Origin of the sequence: Mesorhizobium sp. B2-3-2 (genome assembly GCF_006442295.1) — a bacterium.
Classification (GTDB): Bacteria; Pseudomonadota; Alphaproteobacteria; order Rhizobiales; family Rhizobiaceae; genus Mesorhizobium.
The window spans coordinates 70,869-91,882 of sequence record NZ_VFWA01000021.1; the positions used below are offsets into that span (position 1 = coordinate 70,869).

Sequence of the window (21,014 nt, forward strand, 5' to 3'; positions counted from 1 at the left end):
CCCCGCATGGCCGTTGCGCGATCGCGCTTGCCTATCTGCCCCTCGACAGACTGCCAAGTATCCCGCGCACGATGGCGCGGCCGACCGACGAGCCGACAGAGCGCACCACCGACTTGATCGCGGCTTCCGCCACCGTCTGGCGGTTGGACGGGCGCGGTTGAGGGGAGCGTCTGCCGCCGGGCTGCTGCGGCGGGGCATCATTGCCGAAGCCCGGAATGGTCCAGCGTGAACGGCCGGCCTCGGCCTGCTGTGCCTCGGCATCCGCAGCGTCCTTGGCCTTCTTCTGCAGCATCTCGAAAGCCGATTCGCGATCGACACGCTCATCGTACTGGCCGATCACCGGGCTTTCCTGGATCAGCTTCTGGCGCTCGGCGGGGGTTATCGCCCCCAGCCGTGACGACGGCGGGCGGATCAGCGTGCGCTGGACCATGGACGGGATGCCCTTGGCTTCCAGCATTGAAACCAGCGCTTCGCCGGTGCCCAGTTGCGTGATCACGGTCGCGCAATCGAAATCCGGATTTGGCCGGAACGTCTCGGCTGCGGTCCTTACCGCCTGCTGCTCGCGCGGCGTGTAGGCGCGTAGCGCGTGCTGGACGCGGTTGCCGAGCTGGGCCAAGACCTTTTCAGGAATATCCAGAGGGTTCTGAGTGACGAAATAGACGCCGACGCCCTTCGAGCGGATCAGGCGCACCACCTGCTCGACGCGGTCGATCAGCACCTTCGGCGCGTCGTCGAAAAGCAGATGGGCCTCGTCGAAGAAGAAAACCAGCTTCGGCTTCTCGGGATCGCCCACTTCGGGCAGCTCCTCGAACAGTTCCGACATCAGCCAAAGCAGGAACGTCGCGTAGAGCCGCGGATTCATCATCAGCTTGTCGGCGGCCAGCACGCTGATGGCGCCGCGACCATCGCGGGTGGTGCGCATGATGTCGGCGATGCGCAATGCCGGCTCACCGAAGAAATTCGCCGCCCCCTGCTGTTCCAGCACCAGCAGCGTGCGCTGGATGGCGCCGACCGAGGGTTTCGTCACATTGCCGTAGCGGGCGCTGATCTCTTCGGCTCGGCCGGCGATATTGGCGAGCAGCGCCTGCAGGTCCTTGAGGTCGAGCAGCAGCAGGCCTTCCTCATCGGCGATGCGGAAGGCGATGTTCATAATGCCTTCCTGGGCTTCGGACAGATTCATCAACCGCGACAAGAGCAGCGGGCCCATCTCGGAGACGGTGGCGCGGATGGGGTGGCCCTGTTCGCCGAACAGATCCCAGAAGATGACGGGGAATTCCTGGAAGTCATAGGGGTCGAGCTTGACCTGCTCGGCGCGCTTGACCAGGAAATCCTGCGCCGTGCCCATCATGGCGATACCGGAGAGGTCGCCCTTGATGTCGGCGCAGAACACCGGCACGCCGGCATTGGAGAATCCCTCGGCCAATATCTGCAAGGTAACCGTCTTGCCGGTGCCGGTGGCACCGGTCACCAGGCCGTGACGGTTGCCATATTGCAAAAGCAGTTTTTCCCCGCGCTGATAGCTGTCGTCGGGCTTGCGGCTGGCGCCGATGAAAATGGTGTCGTCAGCCATATGTCCGGTCTCCGCAAACTGCTGTGTATAGAACCAGCCCCTTGCCCGAAGGTATAGTAGCGCCCCTGCACAGCGACAATGGCAGTCAGCGAAAATGGCCTTTTTTGGAGCTTGCGGATTTTGCCCGTGTTTGGCAATCGTTCATGCTTCGTGCTCGAAGGCTGGTGTACGCTCGAGGGATCGAATTCGAGTCTTGGAAGCGCATTGCATTGCGGTATCGCACCGGGACCCGTAGACTGAAGTGCTCCAGGCTGATGCGGCCGCATAGTGACGAGGACAGTGGATGAGCGCCGGAGCCTTGACCAGGGATAACGAACTTCCGAATGCCGACCGGCAGCGATGGCTGGCCTTGGCTGAAAAGGCGCTCGCCGGCGCATCCTTTGAGGAAAAACTGGTCTCGCACACCGATGACGGCATCCGCGTGGAACCGATTTATGAGCGCGCGGCGGCGGCGGAGCCCATCGTGCGCGCCAACCCCGGATCGCCGTGGATCGTCAGCCAGCGCATCGACGATCCCGACATTGGTCGCGCCAAAGCCCAGGCGCTGGAGGATGTCGCGCAGGGTGCGACGGGATTGTCGCTCGTCTTCGAAGGCGCCCCGAACGCGTTCGGCTACGGCCTGCCGAGAACGGCGCAGGCGCTGGAGACGGTTCTGGACGGCATACCGTTGAACCGCGTCCAGATCCGCATCGACGCCCATCCGTGGAGCCGCCCCATGGCCGACTGGCTGGTGGCGTTCCTTGGCAAGCGCCGCTCCGACCCGGCAAAGCTCAACCTCTCCTTCGGCATCGATCCTGCGGCTATCCTGGCCGGAACCGGCCGGTTGCGCATGTCGATCGAGGCGCTGCAGGAATCCATGCCGCAATCGCTGGCGCATTTCTTTTCGATGGGCGTACCCGGCGTGCTGCTAGAGGCGGATGGGCGGGTGTTCCACAATGCCGGCGCCACGGAGGCGCAGGAGCTTGGCATCATGCTCGCTTCGGCCGTCTCCTATCTCAGGATGTTTGAGAAAGCGCGGCAACCGCTCGTCTACGCAGCGCCCCATATCGGGTTTGCGCTGAGCGCCGACCAGAATCAGTTCCTGTCGATTGCCAAGGTCAGGGCCTTGCGCAGACTGTGGGCTCGCGTCCAAGAGGCTTGCTCGATCCCGACTTCGACGGCCAATATTCACGCCGAGACGTCGTTTCGCATGATGACGGCATTGGATCCGGAGACCAACATCCTGCGCACGACGATCGCCTGCTTCGCCGCGGCGGCGGGTGGAGCCGATTCGATCGCCATCCTGCCGCACACCGTCGCGCATGGCCTGCCGGCGCCTTTCGCACGCCGCGTGGCCCGTAACGCGCAGTTGATCATGGCCAATGAAAGCCACATCGATCAGGTCGCCGATCCCGCCTGCGGCTCCGGTGGCGTCGAAGCGCTCACCGCTGGCCTCTGCGAAGCGGCCTGGGCCGAGTTGCAGGCGATCGAGGCCGAGGGCGGCGTGCTGTCCAGCCTTAAGGAGGGACACATACAGGAGCGCGTTCGCACCGCCGCCTCCCAGCGCGCCGCCGCCTTCCGATCCCGCGAGCGCGCCATCGTCGGCGCCACGCTCTATCCGCAGAAAATCGAGCGCGCGGTCGAGACGCTGGCCGCGGAGCGGCGACCTGCCTTCACGGAAGGCATCGTCATGTGCGAGCCGCTGTTTCCGGTCCGCATCGATCAAGCGATCGGAGCCGCTTCTTGATTCCGGATTTCAGCCAGGTCGGCTGGGCGCCGCCGCGGCGGGCGCCGGTCGAGATCAAGGGCCAGCGGATGACGCCGGAAGGCCTTGCCGTCAAACATCTGTACAATCAGGGCGACCTCAAGGGGCTGCCGCATCTCGACACATATCCGGGCATGCCTCCCTTCGTGCGCGGACCCTATCCAACCATGTATGTCCAGCAGCCGTGGACGATCCGGCAATATGCCGGTTTCTCGACGGCGGAAGAGTCCAACGCCTTCTACAGGCGCAATCTTGCCGCCGGCCAGAAAGGCCTGTCGGTCGCCTTCGATCTCGCCACGCATCGCGGCTATGACAGCGACCATCCGCGGGTGGCCGGCGATGTCGGCATGGCGGGCGTGGCCATCGATTCCATCCTCGACATGCGCCAGCTCTTCGACGGCATTCCACTCGGCGAGATGACGGTGTCGATGACCATGAACGGCGCGGTGCTGCCGATCATGGCGCTCTACATCGTGGCGGCCGAGGAACAGGGCGTTGCGCAGAAGGATCTCACTGGCACCATTCAGAACGACATTCTGAAGGAGTTCATGGTCCGCAACACCTATATCTATCCGCCAAAACCCTCGATGCGGATCGTTTCGGACATCTTCTCCTACACGTCGAAGAACATGCCGAAATTCAACTCGATCTCGATCTCCGGCTATCACATGCAGGAGGCCGGCGCGACGGCGGACCTGGAACTCGCCTACACGATCGCCGACGGAATCGAATATGCCCGCGCCGGCGTCGCCGCCGGGCTCGACATCGACCGCTTCGCCCCGCGCCTGTCCTTCTTCTGGGCTGTTGGCATGAACTTCTTCATGGAAGTCGCCAAGCTCAGGGCGGCGCGGCTGCTGTGGTCGAGCCTGATGATGAAGAATTTTTCGCCGAAGGACGAGCGTTCGCTGTCCTTGCGCACCCACTGCCAGACCTCTGGCTGGTCGCTGACGGCGCAGGATCCCTACAACAACATCATCCGCACGATGATCGAGGCGATGGCCGCCACACAGGGCCATACACAATCGCTGCACACCAATTCCTTCGACGAGGCCATGGCGCTGCCGACCGATCATTCGGCCCGTATCGCCCGCAACACGCAGTTGATCCTGCAAAAGGAATCCGGCACCACGCGCATCATCGATCCGTGGGGCGGTTCGGCTTATATCGAGAGGCTGACGCATGATCTGGCGGCGCGTGCGCTTGCCCATATCGAGGAGGTCGAGGCGCTCGGCGGCATGGCCGCGGCGACCGAGAAGGGCATTCCCAAGCTGCGCATCGAAGAGGCAGCCGCCCGCACCCAGGCGCGCATCGATTCAGGCGAGCAGATGCTGGTCGGCGTCAACGCGCACCGGCCCGGCACGGACATAGAAGTCGATGTCCTGAAGATCGACAATGCCGAGGTAAGAGCCCGGCAGCTATCGAAGCTGCAGCGGCTGAAGGGCACCCGCGACGTCGCCGTGCTCGAGAATGCGCTCGCAGCGCTCTCCCGCGCGGCCGAGAGCGGCGACAACCTGCTCGAATTCGCCATCCGTGCCGCGCGCGCCAATGCGACGGTCGGGGAGATTTCGCTGGCCCTGGAAAAGGTCTTTGGCCGCCACGTCGCTTCGGTGCAGACGATTTCCGGCGTCTACCGCCAGGCGCTCGGCGACAATCCGGCCGTCGACCGGCTGCAGGAGAAGATCGGCGCGTTCGAAAAGAAGACCGGCGGCAAGCCGCGCATCCTGGTCGCCAAAATGGGACAGGACGGACATGACCGCGGCCAGAAGGTAATCGCCACAGCCTTTGCCGACCTCGGCTTCGATGTCACCGTCGGCGCCATGTTCCAGACGCCGGAGGAGATCGCGAAGCTCGCCCACGAGCAGGATGTGCACATTGTCGGCGCGTCATCGCTGGCGGCGGGACATCTGACGCTCATCCCGGAACTCAGGGATGCGCTGAAGAGGCTCGGCCACGGCGACATGCTGATCGTTGCCGGCGGCGTGATCCCTCCGCAGGACTATGATGCCGTGCTGCAAGCGGGTGCGGCGGAGATCTTCCCGCCCGGTACCGTGATCCCGGAAGCGGCGGAGCGGCTGATGGACCGGCTGCTGGTATCGTGAATTCTCGGCAATGAGCGTGTCCGGGCCTTCCTCCCATTCGTAAGTTATAATATCTGTTGCAACGGCGCGGCGGTCGAGTTATAATTGACGTTGCAACAGGAGCAATCCAGCATGAACACCACCATTCGCAAGATCGGCAATTCCGAAGGTGTGATCCTGCCCAAGGAACTACTCGACCGCCTGAATCTCAAAGCCGGTGATCAGCTTCAGGTTCTCGAAACGGACAAGGACATCGTCCTCAAACCGGTCGACGATAGTTTCGAGCGGCAGATGGAAGCTGCTCGCAAGGTCATGGACAAGTACAAGGTCGCGCTTCAGAAGCTCGCCGAATGAACTGGGAGTTCCTGTCGCGCCGCGCGGTCGAAGCGATGCATGCCGAGCAATTGCGCCGGCATGGCGGCGCACAAGGTTTGAGGGATGAAAATGCACTCGAATCGGCGCTGACCCGGGCCCAGAACAAGGCCAATTACGGCACTCCGTCGATTGAAGATCTTGCAGCAGCCTATGTCTTCGGCATTGCCAGAAATCATGCCTTTGTCGACGGCAACAAACGCACGGCGATTGTCGCCGCCGGCGCCTTCCTGATCGTCAACGGTCACGTCCTGACGGCGGACAACGGCACGCTTTATGAATTCGTGATGGCTATCGCCGCCGGCGAGATCGATGAAGCGGGTGCCGCCGCGTTCTTTCGCGACCACATCGTGCAGACTGAGAACTGACGTTGGGGTTCAGCCGCCCGCGCTCAGCTTGACGATTTCCCATTCCTTGCCGTTGACGGTGGCGACATCGCCGACCTTCTTGCCAAACAAAGCAATCGCCATTGGCGACACATGGGAAATGCTGCCCTTCGACGGGTCGGCCTCGTCCTCGCCGACGATCTTCCAGTGCACCTTCTTGCCGTCCTCGGCTTCGAGCGTGGCGCCCATGCCGAAGCGGATGACGTCGCTCCCGGGCTCGGGCACCGAAAGCTCGGCACTTTCCCGCCGCGCGGTCCAGTAACGTAGGTCGCGCGACACCAGCGCGATGCGCTCGCGGTCTCCCCGGCGCTCGGCTTTGGCCAATATGTCGCGCAGATCGGCCAGATTCTCCTCGATCATTGCCAGGCCACGCTCCGTCACCAGGTTGCGGTGTTGGCTGATCGGCCGTTCGCCGACGCCTGCGATGGCGTTTTCGCTGTCTTCCTCGCGGGTAAAGGCTCTGCTCATTCCTTGAACTTATGCCCGCCCTCACGACTTCACAAGTCATTGCCCCTCGGCGGGAACGCAGGAGCCCGGCTGGCATGAATCCTGCCACTAGACGTGCAAAACGCAGGACCTGTGCCGATGTTGAACAGACGCAAACTGCTTGTGCGGACAGCCGGTTTTGCCGTGTTCGGGCTTTCGCTGGGCAAGGCAGCCGCCGCGAGCTTGCCCGGCATCGAGAAAGCCTCGATGCGCGGATCGATCAACGCCACCGAGCTTGGCGTGCAACCCGGCACCTTTGACGATCAGAGCAAGGCTTTCGCCAAGCTGCTGCGCGAGGCCAGCGATCGGGACATGCCGGTGTTCCTGCAGCCCGGCACCTACGTCGTATCCAACCTGACGCTGCCCGGCCGGGTGCGCCTTAGCGGCGTGCCTGGCGCAACACGCATCGTCTATGGTGGCGACGGTCACCTGTTCATGGCCGAACAAGCCGATCACATCGAGCTCAGCGGCCTGGTCCTCGACGGCTCAAACCGCTCGATGGGCGACTATGCGCAAGGACTGCTCGATCTGCGCCGCGTGGCGCATCTCATTGTCGATAATTGCCAGATAACCGGTAGCGGCAAGAATGGGCTGGCGCTCGAGCACGCGGCGGGCCGGGTCGAGCGCACGGAAATATCCGGAGCGGCGGACGCCGGCATCTATTCGGTCGAGGCCGCAGGGCTGGCGATCACAGGCAACACCGTCTCCGACTGCGCCAATGGCGGCATCCTCGTACACCGCTGGCAAGCGGCGGAGGACGGCACCATCGTCACCGGCAACCGGGTCGAACGCATAGCGGCGCGCGGCGGCGGCACAGGCCAGAACGGCAACGGCATCAATGCCTTCCGCGCCGCCAATGTGATCGTCTCCGGCAATATCGTTTCGGACTGCGCATTCTCCGCCATCCGCGCCAACAGCGCCAGCAATCTGCAGGTATCAGGCAACACCTGCATGCGCTCTGACGAAACGGCGGTCTACTCCGAATTCTCGTTCGAGGGCGCCATCATCAGCAACAACGTCGTCGATGGTGCCGCCAACGGCATCTCGATCGTCAATTTCAATGAAGGCGGCCGCATGGGTGTTTGCTCCGGCAACATCGTGCGCAACCTGTCGACATCAGGTCCCTACCCGGCCGACCCGCCGGGATTCGGCATCGGCATCGGCGTCGAGGCCGACACCACCGTGTCCAACAATGTCATCGAGAACGCGCCGCTCTACGGGATGTCGATCGGCTGGGGACCGTATCTGCGCAACGTCGTGGCCACCGGCAACATCATCCGCAAGGCGGGCACCGGCATCGTCGTCAGCGTGGTCGACGGCGCCGGAACCGCCATCATCTCCGACAATGTCATCGACGGCGCACGCAACGGCGCCATTGTCGGGCAGCGCTGGGCCGACCCGGCCACGGGCGATCTCGCCGCGTCAGGCTATACCGGCTATCCGCACCTGACCGTCGAGCGCAATCACGTCAGTTGAGACGCGCCTGTCTCAGGCCAGCGCCGCCGTCGGCCTCAGCGCACCGACCTTGGCGCCGGCCCGGCTTTCGATGGGTGCGTTTGCCATTTCGAGCAGCCTCGCCGCCAGGGCTTGGTCCGCGCGCAACAGCCTTGCGAGGATGGCGGCAACCATTGCTTCACTGGCACGGCTGGCGCCATCGTCGCATTTGAGCGCGATGCCGAGACCCAGTTCGGGAATTGCGGCACAATGAACGCCTTCAGCGCCACCTTTCGCAAAAATCCGCCCGGGGGCGGCTTCCATCAACGCGACGTCTTCGCGGTCCGTTCCGGCAACAAAGAACGGCTCTGCCATGCAGGCGGCCAGCAGACGGTTTGCAGCTTTGGCTCGCACCGGTGCAAAACCCGTCCCGGTCGCCATCCGGGCAAAGCCCAGCGCGAAACTCCTGAGCGGCACCGCGTAGGTCGGGATGGAACAACCATCGGTCGCGCGCTCGTCGGCGCCGTGGCGGGCTCCTGTTACCGCCTGCATGGCGTCGCGCACCATCTCCTGCAAGGCGTGATCCGCCCTGACATAGCCGCCATGCGCGATGCCCGCGTGAACGCAGGTGCAGAGGAAGCCCGAATGCTTGCCGGAGCAGTTGTTGTGCAGCGCGTTGGGCGAGCCGCCGGCACGCGCAAGTGCTATCTCCGCATCATGGTTTGAGGGCCAGTGCGTGCCGCATTCAAGCGCCGACCCGTCCAGCCCGGCCCTGGCGAGCATCGACCTGGCCAGTTCGACATGGGCCGGTTCGCCCGAATGGGAGGCACAGGCCAGCGCCAGTTCGCGGTTGCCGAAGCCATATGCATCGGCGGCGCCGCTTTCGACCAGCGGCAGCGCCTGGATGGCCTTGACGGCGGAGCGCGGAAACACCGGCCTCGACGTGTCGCCGATTTCCAGAACCGGCGTGCCATCGGCATCGAAAACCGCGGCCGCGCCCCGGTGGGCGCTCTCGACGATGGCGCCACGCAGAACTTCGATTAGAACCGGATTTGTCATGTTGCCCCCGCGGATGCGGGTCGCTTTTACCGAATCCGATCGAGAATGGAAACGTAATTGGCGACCGCCGCGCCGCCCATGTTGAAGATGCCGCCAAGTTTGGCGTTGGGCACCTGGATGCCGCCCGCCTCACCGACGAGCTGCATGGCGCTCAGCACATGCATCGACACCCCGGTGGCGCCGATCGGATGACCCTTCGCCTTCAGGCCGCCGGACGGGTTGACCGGCAGCCGTCCGTCCTTTGCGGTCGTGCCGTCCAGCGCCAGTTTGGCGCCCTCGCCGGGCTTCGCCAGGCCCATGGCCTCATATTCGATCAGTTCGGCGATCGTGAAGCAGTCATGCGTCTCGACGAAGGAGAGATCGTCAAGCGTCACGCCGGCTTTCTTAAGCGCGCGGCTCCAGGCCTGCTCGCAGCCTTCGAAGGTGAGAATGTCGCGCTTCGACATGGGCAGGAAATCCTGCACGTGCTCATTGGCGCGGAAGGTGACGGCGCGGCGCATCTTCAGTGCCGTCGCCGTGTCGGTGAGGACGAGAGCGGCGGCACCGTCGGAGACCAGCGAGCAGTCGGTGCGCTTCAGCGGGCCAGCGACGAAGGGGTTTTTCTCGCTCTCCTGGCGGCAGAATTCGTAGCCGAAATCCTTGCGCATCTGCGCATAGGGATTGTCGACGCCGTTCTTGTGGTTCTTGGCGGCGATCATGGCAAGCGCATCCGACTGGTCGCCGTAGCGCTGGAAATAGGCCTGCGCGATCTTGCCGAAGACGCCGGCAAAGCCGGCCGGCGTGTCGCCATCCTCGGGCAAATAGGAGGCTTTCAGCAGATTCTTGCCAATCTCGGGGCCGGGCGTCGTCGTCATCTGCTCGGCGCCGACCACCAGCACGATGCGGGCGGCATTGGCGTCGATGGCGCGGATGCCTTGCCTGACCGCGGCCGAACCGGTGGCGCAGGCGTTCTCGACGCGCGTCGCCGGCTTGAAGCGCAGCCGGTCGTCGGCCTGGAGGACCAGGCTGGCGGTGAAATCCTGCGCGGAAAAGCCGGCATTGAAATGTCCGAGTACGATCTCGTCGACATCGTCCGGGCCAATGCCGGCATGGTCGAGCGCCTCGGTTGCCACTTTGACGATCAGGCTCTCCAGCGTTTCGCCCTCAAGCTTGCCGAAACGCGAATGCGCCCAGCCGACGATGCATGCGGTCATGGCAATCTCCATCTGCCGCGGATCCTAACACGTCATATCGCGGCTTGAGCATTCAATATTGTTCAATAGTGAACCGTTTTCCAGTCCGCGGGATGAGCCAGAGCCGACAATCGGTTGTCGTTCGGGCTGGATTTTTGTTGATTGACCCGTCAATAAAAAATAATCTTTGGCCGAAACATCGGGAACAGCATGCCGAAAGTCGGAATGGAGCCACTGCGCCGCAAAGCGCTCATCGACGCGACGATCTCGGCGATCGGCGAGCGCGGCTCGCTTGACGTGACGATGTCGGAGATCGCCGGGCGCGCCGGCGTGTCGTCGGCGCTGGCCCATCACTATTTCGGCGCCAAGGATGAACTGCTGTTCGCGACGATGCGGCATATCCTGGCCGAACTGACCGCGGACATGCGGCGCGCGCTTCAATCCGCCGGTTCCCCACGCGAACGCGTCTCGGCGGTGGTGGCCGTCAATTTCTCCGAGATCCAGTTCCGGGCCGAAACGATCGCCGCCTGGCTCGCCTTCTATGTCGAGGCGCAGAAATCGGCTGCGTTGCGCCGGCTGCTCAGGATTTATGCGCGGCGGCTGCATTCGAACCTGATGAGCGGGCTGGCCGGCATCCTGTCCCGAGCCGAGGCCGACCGCGTCGCCGAAGCGACGGCGGCGATGATCGACGGGCTCTACATCAGGCGCGCGCTGAAGGACGGCGTGCCCGATGCCGCGACCGCGATCGCATTGGTCGAAGACTATCTCGAAACGAAACTCAGCGGACGGCAGAGGCAGTGACACGCAAGCAACCAAATTTCCTGGTCGTCATGGTCGATCAGCTCAACGGGACTTTCTTTCCGGACGGGCCGGCTGACTTCCTGCACGCGCCGCATCTGAAGGCATTGGCCGCCCGCTCGGCGCGCTTCCGCAACAATTACACCGGCTCGCCGCTCTGTGCGCCCGGCCGTGCCTCGTTCATGAGCGGCCAGTTGCCGTCGCGCACCGGGGTCTATGACAACGCGGCCGAGTTCGCCTCGTCGATTCCGACCTTCGCTCATCATCTGCGCGCCGCCGGCTACCATACTTGCCTGTCGGGCAAGATGCACTTCGTCGGGCCGGACCAGTTGCACGGCTTCGAGGAACGGTTGACCACGGACATCTACCCGGCCGATTTCGGCTGGACACCCGACTACCGCAAGCCCGGCGAGCGCATCGACTGGTGGTATCACAATCTGGGCTCGGTGACCGGTGCCGGCATCGCGGAAACCACCAACCAGATGGAATATGACGACGAGGTCGTGTTCCTGGCCGCGCAGAAGCTCTATCAGCTTTCGCGGGAGCAGGACGATGAGGAGCGCCGGCCCTGGTGCCTCACCGTCTCGCTGTCGCATCCGCACGATCCCTATGTCGCGCGCAAGCAATATTGGGACCTCTACGAAAATTGCCAGGCGCTCGACCCGGAAACCGGTTTCATCGCGTATGACGAACAGGACACGCATTCGCAGCGGCTGTATGTCGCCAGCGATTATCCGTCGTTCCAGATCACCCCTGAGCAGGTGCGCCGTTCGCGGCGCGGCTATTTCGCCAATATTTCCTATGTCGACGACAAGCTCGGCGAGCTCCTGGACGTCCTCAAGCGGACGCGCATGCTTGACGACACCACCATCCTGTTCTGCTCCGACCATGGCGACATGCTCGGCGAGCGCGGCCTATGGTTCAAGATGAGCTTCTTCGAGGGCTCGGCGCGGGTGCCGCTGATGGTTGCCGGCAGGGGCGTTGCGGCCGGGCTGATCGAAGCGCCGGTTTCCAATCTCGACGTGACGCCGACGCTTTGCGACCTCGCCGGCATCCACATCGATGCCGTCGCGCCATGGACCGATGGCCAATCGCTGCTGCCCCTGATCGACGGTGAGCAGCGCAGCGCGCCTGTGCTGATGGAATATGCGGCTGAGGGTTCATACGCGCCTCTGGTGGCTATCCGCGAGGGCCGATACAAGTTCGTCCATTGCGAGCTCGATGCGCCGCAACTGTTCGATCTCCAATCCGATCCGCTGGAGCGAAAAAACCTCGCCGCCGATCCGGCCAACGAACCGCTGGTCGCGGCGTTCATGGAGAAGGTGCGGGCGCGCTGGGACATGGCCGCTTTCGACACTGCGGTGCGCGAAAGTCAGGCGCGCCGCTGGGTCGTCTATCGGGCGCTGCGCAACGGCGCCTACTACCCCTGGGATTTCCAGCCGCTGCAGAAAGCGTCCGAGCGCTACATGCGCAACCACATGAACCTCGACAATCTCGAGGAGAGCAAACGGTATCCGCGAGGCGAATGATGACTACGCTTGTCCCCTCACTCGACCACCTGAAGCAAGCCTATGCGGTCACCGCCAAGGCGACGCAGATCACGCCGCTGCTGGAATCGGCGGCGCTCGCCAGGGAAACCGGCGCCGCTCGCGTCTTCGTCAAGGCGGAATCGCTGCAATGGGCGGGATCGTTCAAGGTGCGGGGCGCCTACTGGCGGCTGAAGCGGCTGTCGCCCGACGAAGCCAAGAAGGGCGTCGTCGCTTATTCTTCCGGCAATTTCGCGCAAGGACTGGCGGCTGCCGGCCAGGCGCTCGGCATTCCCGTCACGATCGTCATGCCGATCGACGCGCCGGCCGCCAAGCGCGACGCCACAGCAGGCTACGGCGCGCGCGTGGTGCTTACCGATCACGGCGAGCGCGCGCGTGAGGAAGTCGCCGCCGCCAAGGCGCGCGAGATCGCCGAGACCGAAGGGCTGACATTGCTGCATCCCTTCGACGATCCGGAAATCGTGGCCGGCCAGGCAGGTGCCGGGCTGGAGGCGCTGGAGCAGCTTTCTGCCAAGGGCACGAAGGCGGACGTGCTGTTCTGCTCGGTCGGCGGCGGCGGCTTGATCGGCGGCGTTTCGCTCGCTTTTCACTATCTGTCGCCGGCCACAGAAACCATCGGCGTCGAGCCCGAAGGTTTCAACGGCATGGGCGCCTCGTTGGCGCATGGCAGCATCGAGACCATGCCGCTCGCCCCGAACTCGATCTGTGACGGGCTGATGTCGCGGCGGCCCGGCGAGGCGCCGTTCGCGGCGGTCAGAACCGCCGGCGTTCGCGGCATCACCGTCGACGACGCCTTGGTGCGGCGGGCAATGAAAATCGCCTTCGAGCGGATGAAGCTGGTGCTTGAGCCGTCCGGAGCTGCCTCGCTGGCGGCACTGCTCGGCGGCAAGGTGGATGTGGCCGGCAAGACCGTCCTTGTGGTGGCTACCGGCGGCAATGTCTCGCTCGCCGATTTCATCACGCATATGAACGATGGGCGCATATGAACAATGCTTGAAGCGGATTTCGTCATCATCGGCTCCGGCTCCGCCGGCTCGGCCATGGCCTATCGCCTGTCGGAGGATGGCAAGCACTCTGTCATCGTTATCGAATTCGGCGGCTCCGATATAGGGCCGCTGATCCAGATGCCATCGGCGCTGTCGATCCCGCTCAACATGAGCCTCTACGACTGGGGCTTCGCCAGCGAACCGGAGCCGCACCTCGGCGGCCGCGTGCTGGCAACGCCGCGCGGCAAGGTGATCGGAGGCTCGTCCTCGATCAATGGCATGGTCTATGTGCGCGGCCACGCCCGCGACTTCGACCACTGGGCCGAACAGGGAGCCGCCGGCTGGGGTTTTGCCGACGTGCTTCCCTATTTCAAGCGCATGGAAGATGCGGAAGGCGGCGAGGACGGCTGGCGGGGCCATGGCGGGCCGCTGCACGTGCGGCGCGGCACGCGGAAAAATCCGCTCTATGGCGCCTTCGTCGAAGCGGGCCGCCAGGCCGGCTTCGAACTGACCGACGACTATAACGGCTCCAGGCAAGAGGGGTTCGGCCCGATGGAGCAGACCATTTTTGGCGGCCGCCGCTGGTCGGCGGCATCAGCCTATCTGAAGCCGGCGCTCAGGCGCAAAAACGTAAGCCTGGTCAAGGGCTTTGCGCGGCGGGTGATCATCGAGAATCAACGCGCCATCGGGGTCGAAATCGAAGCTCGCAAACAGATTCAAGTTGTTAAGGCGCGACGTGAGGTGATCGTCGCGGCATCGTCGATCAATTCGCCGAAAATCCTGATGCTGTCGGGCATCGGGCCTGCAGAGCATCTCAGGGAAAACGGCATCGCGGTGGTGGCCGATAGACCCGGCGTCGGCCGCAACCTGCAGGACCATCTGGAACTTTATATCCAGCAGGAATCGACAAAGCCGATCACGCTGAATTCGGTGCTCAACCCGTTTTCCAAGGCGATGATCGGGGCGCAGTGGCTGTTCTTCAAGACCGGCCTTGGCGCCACCAATCATTTCGAGGCGGCGGCCTTCGTGCGCTCGCGCGCCGGCGTCGACTATCCTGATATCCAGTACCACTTCATCCCGGCGGCGGTGCGCTATGACGGCAAGGCGGCGGCGAAGTCGCATGGTTTTCAGGCGCATGTCGGGCCAATGCGTTCGAAGTCGCGCGGCTCGGTGACGCTGCGCTCGCCGGATCCGAATTCGAAACCGGTGATTCACTTCAACTACATGTCGCATCCCGACGACTGGAGCGAGTTCCGCCACTGCATCAGGCTGACGCGCGAGATTTTCGGCCAGAAGGCCTTCGACGGCTTCCGCGGACAGGAAATTTCGCCCGGCAGCCACGTGCAGTCGGACGACGACCTCGACATCTTCATCAGGGATCACGCCGAAAGCGCCTATCATCCCTGCGGCACCTGCCGGATGGGCCGTGCCGACGACGTCACGAGCGTCGTCGATCCGGAATGCCGTGTGATCGGCGTCGAGGGCCTGCGCGTCGCCGATTCCTCTATCTTTCCGCGCGTCACCAACGGCAATCTCAACGCGCCGTCGATCATGACTGGCGAGAAGGCTTCCGACCACATTCTTGGCCGCACGCCGCTGGCGCCTTCCAACCAGGAACCATGGATCAATCCCCGCTGGCAGGCGTCCGACAGATAGAGCATGATCGTGCAACCGCACGATCGGCATGCCGCGAAAGACGATTTGGAGAAGCCCATGCGCGCCCAGCCAACGGCATCGCACTATGTCAACGGACGCTACATAGACGACGAGCAAGGCGCGCCGTTGCCGGTTATCTATCCGGCAACCGGCGAGATCATCGCCCTTTTACGCTCGGCGACGCCGAACGTGCTGGAACTCGCCATCGAGGCCGCACGTGCCGCGCAACCAGCTTGGGCGCGGCTGAAGCCGGTGGAGCGCGGCCGCGTCCTGCGCCGCGCCGCCGACATCTTGCGTGCCCGCAACGCCGATCTTGCTCGCCTCGAGACGCTCGATACCGGCAAGGCAATCCAGGAAACGCTGGTGGCGGATGCCCCTTCGGCCGCGGATTGCCTGGAATATTTCGGAGGCGCGGTTGCCGCTTACAATGGCGAGGCCGTCGATCTGGGCGGGGCTTTCGCTTACACGCGGCGTGAGGCGCTCGGGGTTTGCGTTGGCATAGGCGCCTGGAACTACCCGATCCAGATCGCCGGCTGGAAATCCGCGCCCGCGCTCGCCATGGGCAATGCCATGGTGTTCAAACCATCGGAAAACACGCCGTTGTCGGCCCTGGTGCTGGCCGAGATCTACAGCGAGGCGGGTCTGCCAGACGGACTGTTCAACGTCGTGCAAGGCTATGGCGATGTCGGCGCCGGCCTCGTCAGCCACGATGTCGTAGCCAAGGTGTCGGTGACCGGTTCGGTGCCGACCGGCCGCAAGGTTCTGTCATCAGCCGGCTCGAAGATGAAGCACGCAACGATGGAACTCGGCGGCAAGTCGCCGCTGATCGTCTTCGACGACGCCGATCTCGAGAATGCCATCGGCGGCGCCATGCTGGGCAATTTCTATTCGACGGGGCAGATCTGCTCCAACGGCACACGCGTCTTCGTCCAGAAGGGCATCCATGGCCGCTTCGTCGAGCGGCTCGTCGAGCGAACCAAGAAGATCCGCATCGGCGACCCGCTCGATGCCGAAACCCAGATGGGGCCGCTGGTCAGCAAGGCGCAGCAGGAGAAGGTCGTCTCCTACATCGCGGCGGGCAAGCAAGAAGGCGCCACGCTCGCCTGGGGCGGCAACGTGCCCTCATTGCAAGGTTTTGAAGGCGGCTTCTTCGTCGAGCCGACGGTGTTCACCGGGGTGACCGACAGCATGCGCATCGCGCGCGAGGAAATCTTTGGGCCTGTCATGAGCGTGCTGAAATTCGACGGCGAGGACGAGGTGGTCGAGCGCGCCAACGACACCGAGTTCGGCCTCGCGGCCGGCGTGTTCACGCGCGACCTGTCGCGCGCCCACCGCGTCATCGCCGAGCTGCAGGCCGGCACGTGCTGGATCAACGCCTACAACCTGACCCCCGTCGAAATCCCCTTCGGCGGTGTCAAGCAATCCGGCATCGGGCGGGAGAATTCACTGGCCGCGCTGGCGCATTATTCCCAGCTGAAGGCGGTTTATGTCGAGACCGGGGATGTGGCCAGCCCGTATTGAGCAAAATGTAGTCGGGACAGCGCCTCTTTCTCAGCCGCCCTTCTGTGCAGTCCCATCCAGATACTGCGTCAGCGCGCACACGAGATGGTAGAAAATGCTGGCCGGCACATCTGATGCCCGCGAGCGGCCGCGCTCGTCGACGCGGTCGATCCACAGACCCAGCGGCGCCGGGTCGATGTGCCAGCGGAACAGCCGGCCTACGCGTTCCTCGATCTCCGGCTTGAGATCGGGTCCGCCAGAACCGTCCAACGCAATCGCCGCCTTGACCGCTTCGGCCTGTGGCCAACTGCGCGAGATCAGGTCCAGCGGCAGACCCTGCCGGGAGACCGCGCCATAGGCAAGGCCTGTGGCGCGGTTGAGGCCATTGGCGATGGCCGAGGCATAGAGTTTCCTGGCGAAGCCACTCAGTTCGGCCTGGCCGCTACGAGCGGCGAAATCGACAAGCAGCGCGGCCCATTCGAAATGATGGCCGGGCTCGGTCCAGGTGCCCTTCTCGTCCGCCACGGGCCTCCAGCCGGCGTCGAAATATTCACCCAGCGTCCAGCTTTCGGGATCGAAGAAGTGGCTGCGGAACAAGTCGATGATGCGCGCCGCGCGGCGCAGATAGGCGCGCTCGCCTGTCGCCTGATGCCAGGCGAGGAAGGCTTCCAGGAAATGCATGTGCGGATTGGAGCGCCGCTCGCCCTGCCCGTCCGAGGTTTCGAGAAAGCCGGTCATGCGGCTATCCTCGAGATGGGCATCGAGAAAGGCGAAGGTCTCCTCGCCGAGCCGCAGCGCATCCGGATGGCCCGACATGTGGGCATGTGCCAGCGCCAGGAGCACGCAGGAATGATCGTAGGCGTCCTCGACCGGGTCGGCGACCGAACCGTCAATGTCGAGGGTGCGCACCCAGCCGCCCCTTGCCGTTCGGCCGCTTCCGGCCATGAAGTCGATGCCGTGAGCGATGAGCCGATCGGCCGGGCCGTCCCAGCCGCGTTGCTTGGCGACCGCAAAGGCGTAGACTTGGCGGGCCTGCGTGCGCATGCGCTTGGGCTTCATCAGCGGCGTGGCGTCGAAGCCAAGCGCCTCGTGGAAGCCGCCATAGCGTTCGTCGACGCCTGATGTAGACCATAGCGGAAGCGTCTCCTGAAACAGCCAGTGATGGACGCGGCGGCGCCAGGCGCCGCTTTCGATGACCCGGTCGTGGGCCGGCGTGAACCGGGTTTCCAGCCGGCCGGATTTTTCGAGCTGCTCGACGATCTTCTTGACGTGCTGGCTGTGGCTGACCGGGGCGACGAAGGTCGCGTCCGATGTCGAGACGATGGCGACATCTCTCATGCCGATAGCCGACAGCAGCCGGCCATCGCTGCGAATGTAGGAATTCTCGCAATCGATCGCGACGACGTCGCCGGCGATGACATTGCCTTGGCCATCGGCAGGCCCGACATCGAGCAGCGACTGCCAGGAGCCGAGATCGTTCCAGCGAAAGCCGGCCGGCACCATGGCGATGTCCTTTGCCCGCTCCATGATGGCGTAGTCGATCGAGGTCGAAGGAATGGCGCCATAGAGGTCCAGCGGCATGTAAAAGCCGGAAAGGTCCGATGTCGCAGCCTTGTAGGCAGCTTCGGTCGCCTGCCAGATCTTCGGCTCGAAAGCCGCGAATGCATCGCGCATGGCGCCGGCGCGAAACAGGAAGATGCCGGTGTTCCAGTGGAAATTGCCGGCTTCGAGATAGGCCTGGGCTGTGGCAAGGTCCGGCTTTTCGACGAAGCGCGAGACGTCGAACACGCCCTCTCTTTCGGCAGCGACTTCGATGTAGCCATAGCCGGTCTCCGGCTGTGTCGGCTTGATGCCGAACACCACCAGCCGCCCGGCGCTGGCCGCGGCAGCACCCGCCTCGACGCTCTGCCAGAATTGCCGCGCGGTCGAAATCTCGTGATCGGACGGCACCACCAGCACCAGTTCGTCGCCGAATTCGGAGAGCGTGCGCAGGCTTGCCAGCGCCACCGCCGCGGCGGTGTTTCGGCCAATGGGTTCGAACAGCGGACCGCCGCCGGCAAGGTTTATGCCCGCGAGATCGGCATGGACGCGCTCGGCATGGCGTTCGGAAGCGATCATGAAGATGGGCGTCTCGCCGCTGGGCCGTGATGTCAGCCGGCGCAAGGTCTTTGCCAGCATCGAGCCGTCGCCCGAAAGATCGTGGAACTGCTTGGGATTGTCCTCGCGCGATAGCGGCCAGAGCCGCGAGCCGACGCCGCCGCTCATGACGAAACTGACGATGCGCTGGCTCATGATGCCCTGGTCAAAAGGTCTGGTTGTAGGCGCCGACTTCCGGGCTGCGGCGCAGCACAGCGTCGACGGCCTCGAACATCTGCCGGCGCCGCTGCGACGATACCGGGCTCTCCACCACCACGACAAGCTCCGGCTTGTTGGAGGAGGCCCGCACCAGGCTCCAGGTACCGTCCTCGGCGACCACACGCACGCCATTGACGGTAATCAGCGCCGCGATCTTTTGACCCGCGAAGACCTCATCCTTGCGCTGCATCGCCTGGAAATCCGCCGTCACCCGGTCGACCACACCGTATTTGACGTCGTCCGCGCAATGCGGCGACATTGTCGGCGTGCCAAAGGTCAGCGGCAGCGTCCGGTAGAGATCGGCCATCGAATGCTTTGGGTTACGGTCGAGCATCTCACAGATGGCGATCGCGGTGATGAGGCCGTCGTCGTAGCCGCGACCGATCGGCGGATTGAAGAAGAAATGGCCTGATTTCTCGAAGCCGGCAATGGCGCCGAGCTCGGCGACCCGCCGTTTGATGTAGGAATGGCCGGTCTTCCAGTAGTCGGTGATGGCGCCGTTATCCTTGAGCACGCTGTCGGTGGCGAACAGCCCTGTCGACTTGACGTCGGCGACGAAGGTCGAACCCGGATGGAGCAGCGAAATATCCCGCGCGAGCATCACACCGACCTTGTCGGCGAAAATCTCATTGCCCTCATTGTCGACGATCCCGCAGCGATCGCCGTCGCCATCGAAACCAAGCCCGACATCGGCGCCGGTCTCCAGAACTTTCTTGCTGATGGCATGCAGCATGCGCATGTCCTCGGGGTTCGGGTTGTAGCGCGGAAACGTATGGTCGAGTTCGACATCGAGCGGGACGACCTCGCAGCCGATGCGCTGCAAAGCCTGCGGCGCGAAGGCGCCCGCCGTGCCATTTCCGCAGGCGCAGACCACCTTCAGCTTGCGGGCTAGGCGCTTATGCCTGGTCAGATCGTCGAGATAAATCTCACGGACGCCGGGGACAAATTCATACGCGCCACCGCCGGCAAGGTCGAACTCGCCGGCCAGTACGATCGCCTTCAGCACGCTCATCTCCTGCGGCCCAAAGGTCAGCGGCCGCGCCGCGCCCATCTTGACACCGGTCCAGCCATTCTCGTTGTGCGATGCCGTCACCATAGCGACGGACGGCGTGTCCAGCGCGAACTGGGCAAAATAGGCCATCGGCGACAGCGCCAGACCGATGTCCCTGACCCGGGCGCCCGCGGCCATCAGACCGGAGACCAGCGCCAGCTTGATGGACAGCGAATAGGAGCGGAAGTCATGGCCGATGACAATGTCGGGCCCGGCGCCCAGGCGGCGAATCAAGGTGCCGAGCCCCATGCCTAGCGCCTGGGCGCCAATCAGGTTGAGCTCTGGCGGTTGTGAGGAGGCCGGATGACCGAACCACCAGCGCGCGTCATATTCGCGGAAGCCGGACGCCTTGATCAGCGCTTCGGTTTCGAATCCGAAACTGTTGGGCCGGACTTCGCCAACGATCGTGAGGGTCAAGACTGCAATCTCCGAGTGGCTGGAAACACAAATCGCGCAAACGGTTGCCGAGGGTGCCCTATCACGGAAGCCTTAAGCGATCTTTATTCGAAGCGCTGAAACAGGCTCGCGAAGAAAGCTGGCGAAATCCGACAGAAGTGCTGCCATTGACGCTTGCAGGAACCAGATGCGGCGGCTATAAGCCCGCGGTCTGGTCACGGAGTGTAGCGCAGCCTGGTAGCGCACCTCGTTCGGGACGAGGGGGTCGCAGGTTCAAATCCTGCCACTCCGACCAGAAAAAACAATGTACAACCCGGAGACATAGGTAACGTATTGTACCTAAGACATGACAATCTCGTGCCGAACGGATTGTCGATGGTCTGCAAGGTCCTCTGTTCCAGATCGATATAGCCGAGATCATAGT

16 protein-coding genes and 1 tRNA gene are annotated in these 21,014 nt (G+C 63.8%); 11 read left to right on the forward strand and 6 right to left on the reverse strand.

All coding sequences use genetic code 11. The annotated features are described in order from the left end of the window. Positions 1-31 precede the first annotated feature (31 nt). The gene (locus tag FJ964_RS28860; RefSeq protein ID WP_140553968.1) at positions 32-1,570 is read right to left on the reverse strand and encodes a helicase HerA-like C-terminal domain-containing protein; all 1,539 of its coding nucleotides are present in this window, start codon (positions 1,568-1,570) and stop codon (positions 32-34) included. 283 nt (positions 1,571-1,853) lie between these two features. On the opposite strand from FJ964_RS28860, the gene FJ964_RS28865 reads away from it, so the two are divergent. From FJ964_RS28865 to FJ964_RS28880, 4 genes are all read left to right on the forward strand, one after another. Next, positions 1,854-3,296: a methylmalonyl-CoA mutase subunit beta gene (locus FJ964_RS28865; protein WP_140553970.1), complete on the forward strand. Its 1,443-nt coding sequence runs from the start codon at positions 1,854-1,856 to the stop codon at positions 3,294-3,296. Next, positions 3,293-5,413, forward strand: a complete 2,121-nt coding sequence (scpA, locus tag FJ964_RS28870; RefSeq protein WP_140553971.1) for a methylmalonyl-CoA mutase — start codon at positions 3,293-3,295, stop codon at positions 5,411-5,413. Before FJ964_RS28865 ends, scpA begins: the two co-directional genes overlap by 4 nt. Positions 5,414-5,524: 111 nt before the next feature. Continuing rightward, complete coding sequence (locus tag FJ964_RS28875; protein WP_140494768.1) at positions 5,525-5,746, forward strand: AbrB/MazE/SpoVT family DNA-binding domain-containing protein; 222 nt, start codon at positions 5,525-5,527, stop codon at positions 5,744-5,746. After that, positions 5,743-6,132 carry a type II toxin-antitoxin system death-on-curing family toxin gene (locus FJ964_RS28880; protein ID WP_140553973.1) on the forward strand — a complete coding sequence of 130 codons (390 nt, stop codon included), beginning with the start codon at positions 5,743-5,745 and terminating at the stop codon, positions 6,130-6,132. Before FJ964_RS28875 ends, FJ964_RS28880 begins: the two co-directional genes overlap by 4 nt. Positions 6,133-6,141: 9 nt before the next feature. Here the strand turns inward: FJ964_RS28880 and greA are convergent, their stop codons facing one another. Next, positions 6,142-6,618 (reverse strand): transcription elongation factor GreA, encoded by a 477-nt coding sequence (gene greA / locus FJ964_RS28885; protein WP_140553974.1) that lies wholly within the window; start codon positions 6,616-6,618, stop codon positions 6,142-6,144. Positions 6,619-6,735: 117 nt separating this feature from the next. On the opposite strand from greA, the gene FJ964_RS28890 reads away from it, so the two are divergent. Next, on the forward strand, positions 6,736-8,112 hold the full coding sequence (locus tag FJ964_RS28890; RefSeq protein WP_140553976.1) for a TIGR03808 family TAT-translocated repetitive protein: 1,377 nt from the start codon (positions 6,736-6,738) through the stop codon (positions 8,110-8,112). Positions 8,113-8,124: 12 nt separating this feature from the next. On the opposite strand, the gene FJ964_RS28895 is transcribed toward FJ964_RS28890, so the two are convergent. Further along, entirely contained in the window at positions 8,125-9,129 is a 1,005-nt protein-coding gene (locus FJ964_RS28895) for an asparaginase (protein WP_140553977.1), read from the reverse strand. A gap of 26 nt (positions 9,130-9,155) precedes the next feature. After that, positions 9,156-10,322: an acetyl-CoA acetyltransferase gene (locus FJ964_RS28900; protein ID WP_140553979.1), complete on the reverse strand. Its 1,167-nt coding sequence runs from the start codon at positions 10,320-10,322 to the stop codon at positions 9,156-9,158. Between the two features lie 189 nt (positions 10,323-10,511). Between FJ964_RS28900 and betI the strand changes: the two genes are divergently transcribed. Genes betI through betB form a run of 5 tightly spaced genes read left to right on the forward strand, consistent with a single transcriptional unit; the run spans position 10,512 to position 16,809 of the window. After that, a complete protein-coding gene (gene betI, locus FJ964_RS28905; protein WP_140553980.1) occupies positions 10,512-11,102 on the forward strand; it encodes a transcriptional regulator BetI in 591 nt (196 codons plus the stop codon). After that, complete coding sequence (gene betC / locus FJ964_RS28910) at positions 11,099-12,628, forward strand: choline-sulfatase (RefSeq protein WP_140553982.1); 1,530 nt, start codon at positions 11,099-11,101, stop codon at positions 12,626-12,628. The genes betI and betC overlap by 4 nt, the downstream gene beginning before the upstream one ends. Continuing rightward, a complete protein-coding gene (locus tag FJ964_RS28915) occupies positions 12,625-13,632 on the forward strand; it encodes a threonine/serine dehydratase (RefSeq protein ID WP_140553983.1) in 1,008 nt (335 codons plus the stop codon). Before betC ends, FJ964_RS28915 begins: the two co-directional genes overlap by 4 nt. A gap of 3 nt (positions 13,633-13,635) precedes the next feature. Next, positions 13,636-15,288, forward strand: a complete 1,653-nt coding sequence (betA, locus tag FJ964_RS28920) for a choline dehydrogenase (protein ID WP_140553984.1) — start codon at positions 13,636-13,638, stop codon at positions 15,286-15,288. Between the two features lie 57 nt (positions 15,289-15,345). Next, entirely contained in the window at positions 15,346-16,809 is a 1,464-nt protein-coding gene (gene betB, locus FJ964_RS28925; RefSeq protein ID WP_140553986.1) for a betaine-aldehyde dehydrogenase, read from the forward strand. 30 nt (positions 16,810-16,839) lie between these two features. Here the strand turns inward: betB and FJ964_RS28930 are convergent, their stop codons facing one another. Both FJ964_RS28930 and FJ964_RS28935 read right to left on the reverse strand, forming a co-directional pair. After that, the gene (locus tag FJ964_RS28930; protein WP_140553987.1) at positions 16,840-19,080 is read right to left on the reverse strand and encodes an AGE family epimerase/isomerase; all 2,241 of its coding nucleotides are present in this window, start codon (positions 19,078-19,080) and stop codon (positions 16,840-16,842) included. Positions 19,081-19,090: 10 nt separating this feature from the next. Then, positions 19,091-20,611 (reverse strand): phosphomannomutase/phosphoglucomutase, encoded by a 1,521-nt coding sequence (locus FJ964_RS28935; protein ID WP_140553989.1) that lies wholly within the window; start codon positions 20,609-20,611, stop codon positions 19,091-19,093. A 197-nt stretch (positions 20,612-20,808) separates the two neighbouring features. On the opposite strand from FJ964_RS28935, the gene FJ964_RS28940 reads away from it, so the two are divergent. Continuing rightward, positions 20,809-20,885, forward strand: a tRNA-Pro gene (locus FJ964_RS28940). Positions 20,886-21,014 lie beyond the last annotated feature (129 nt).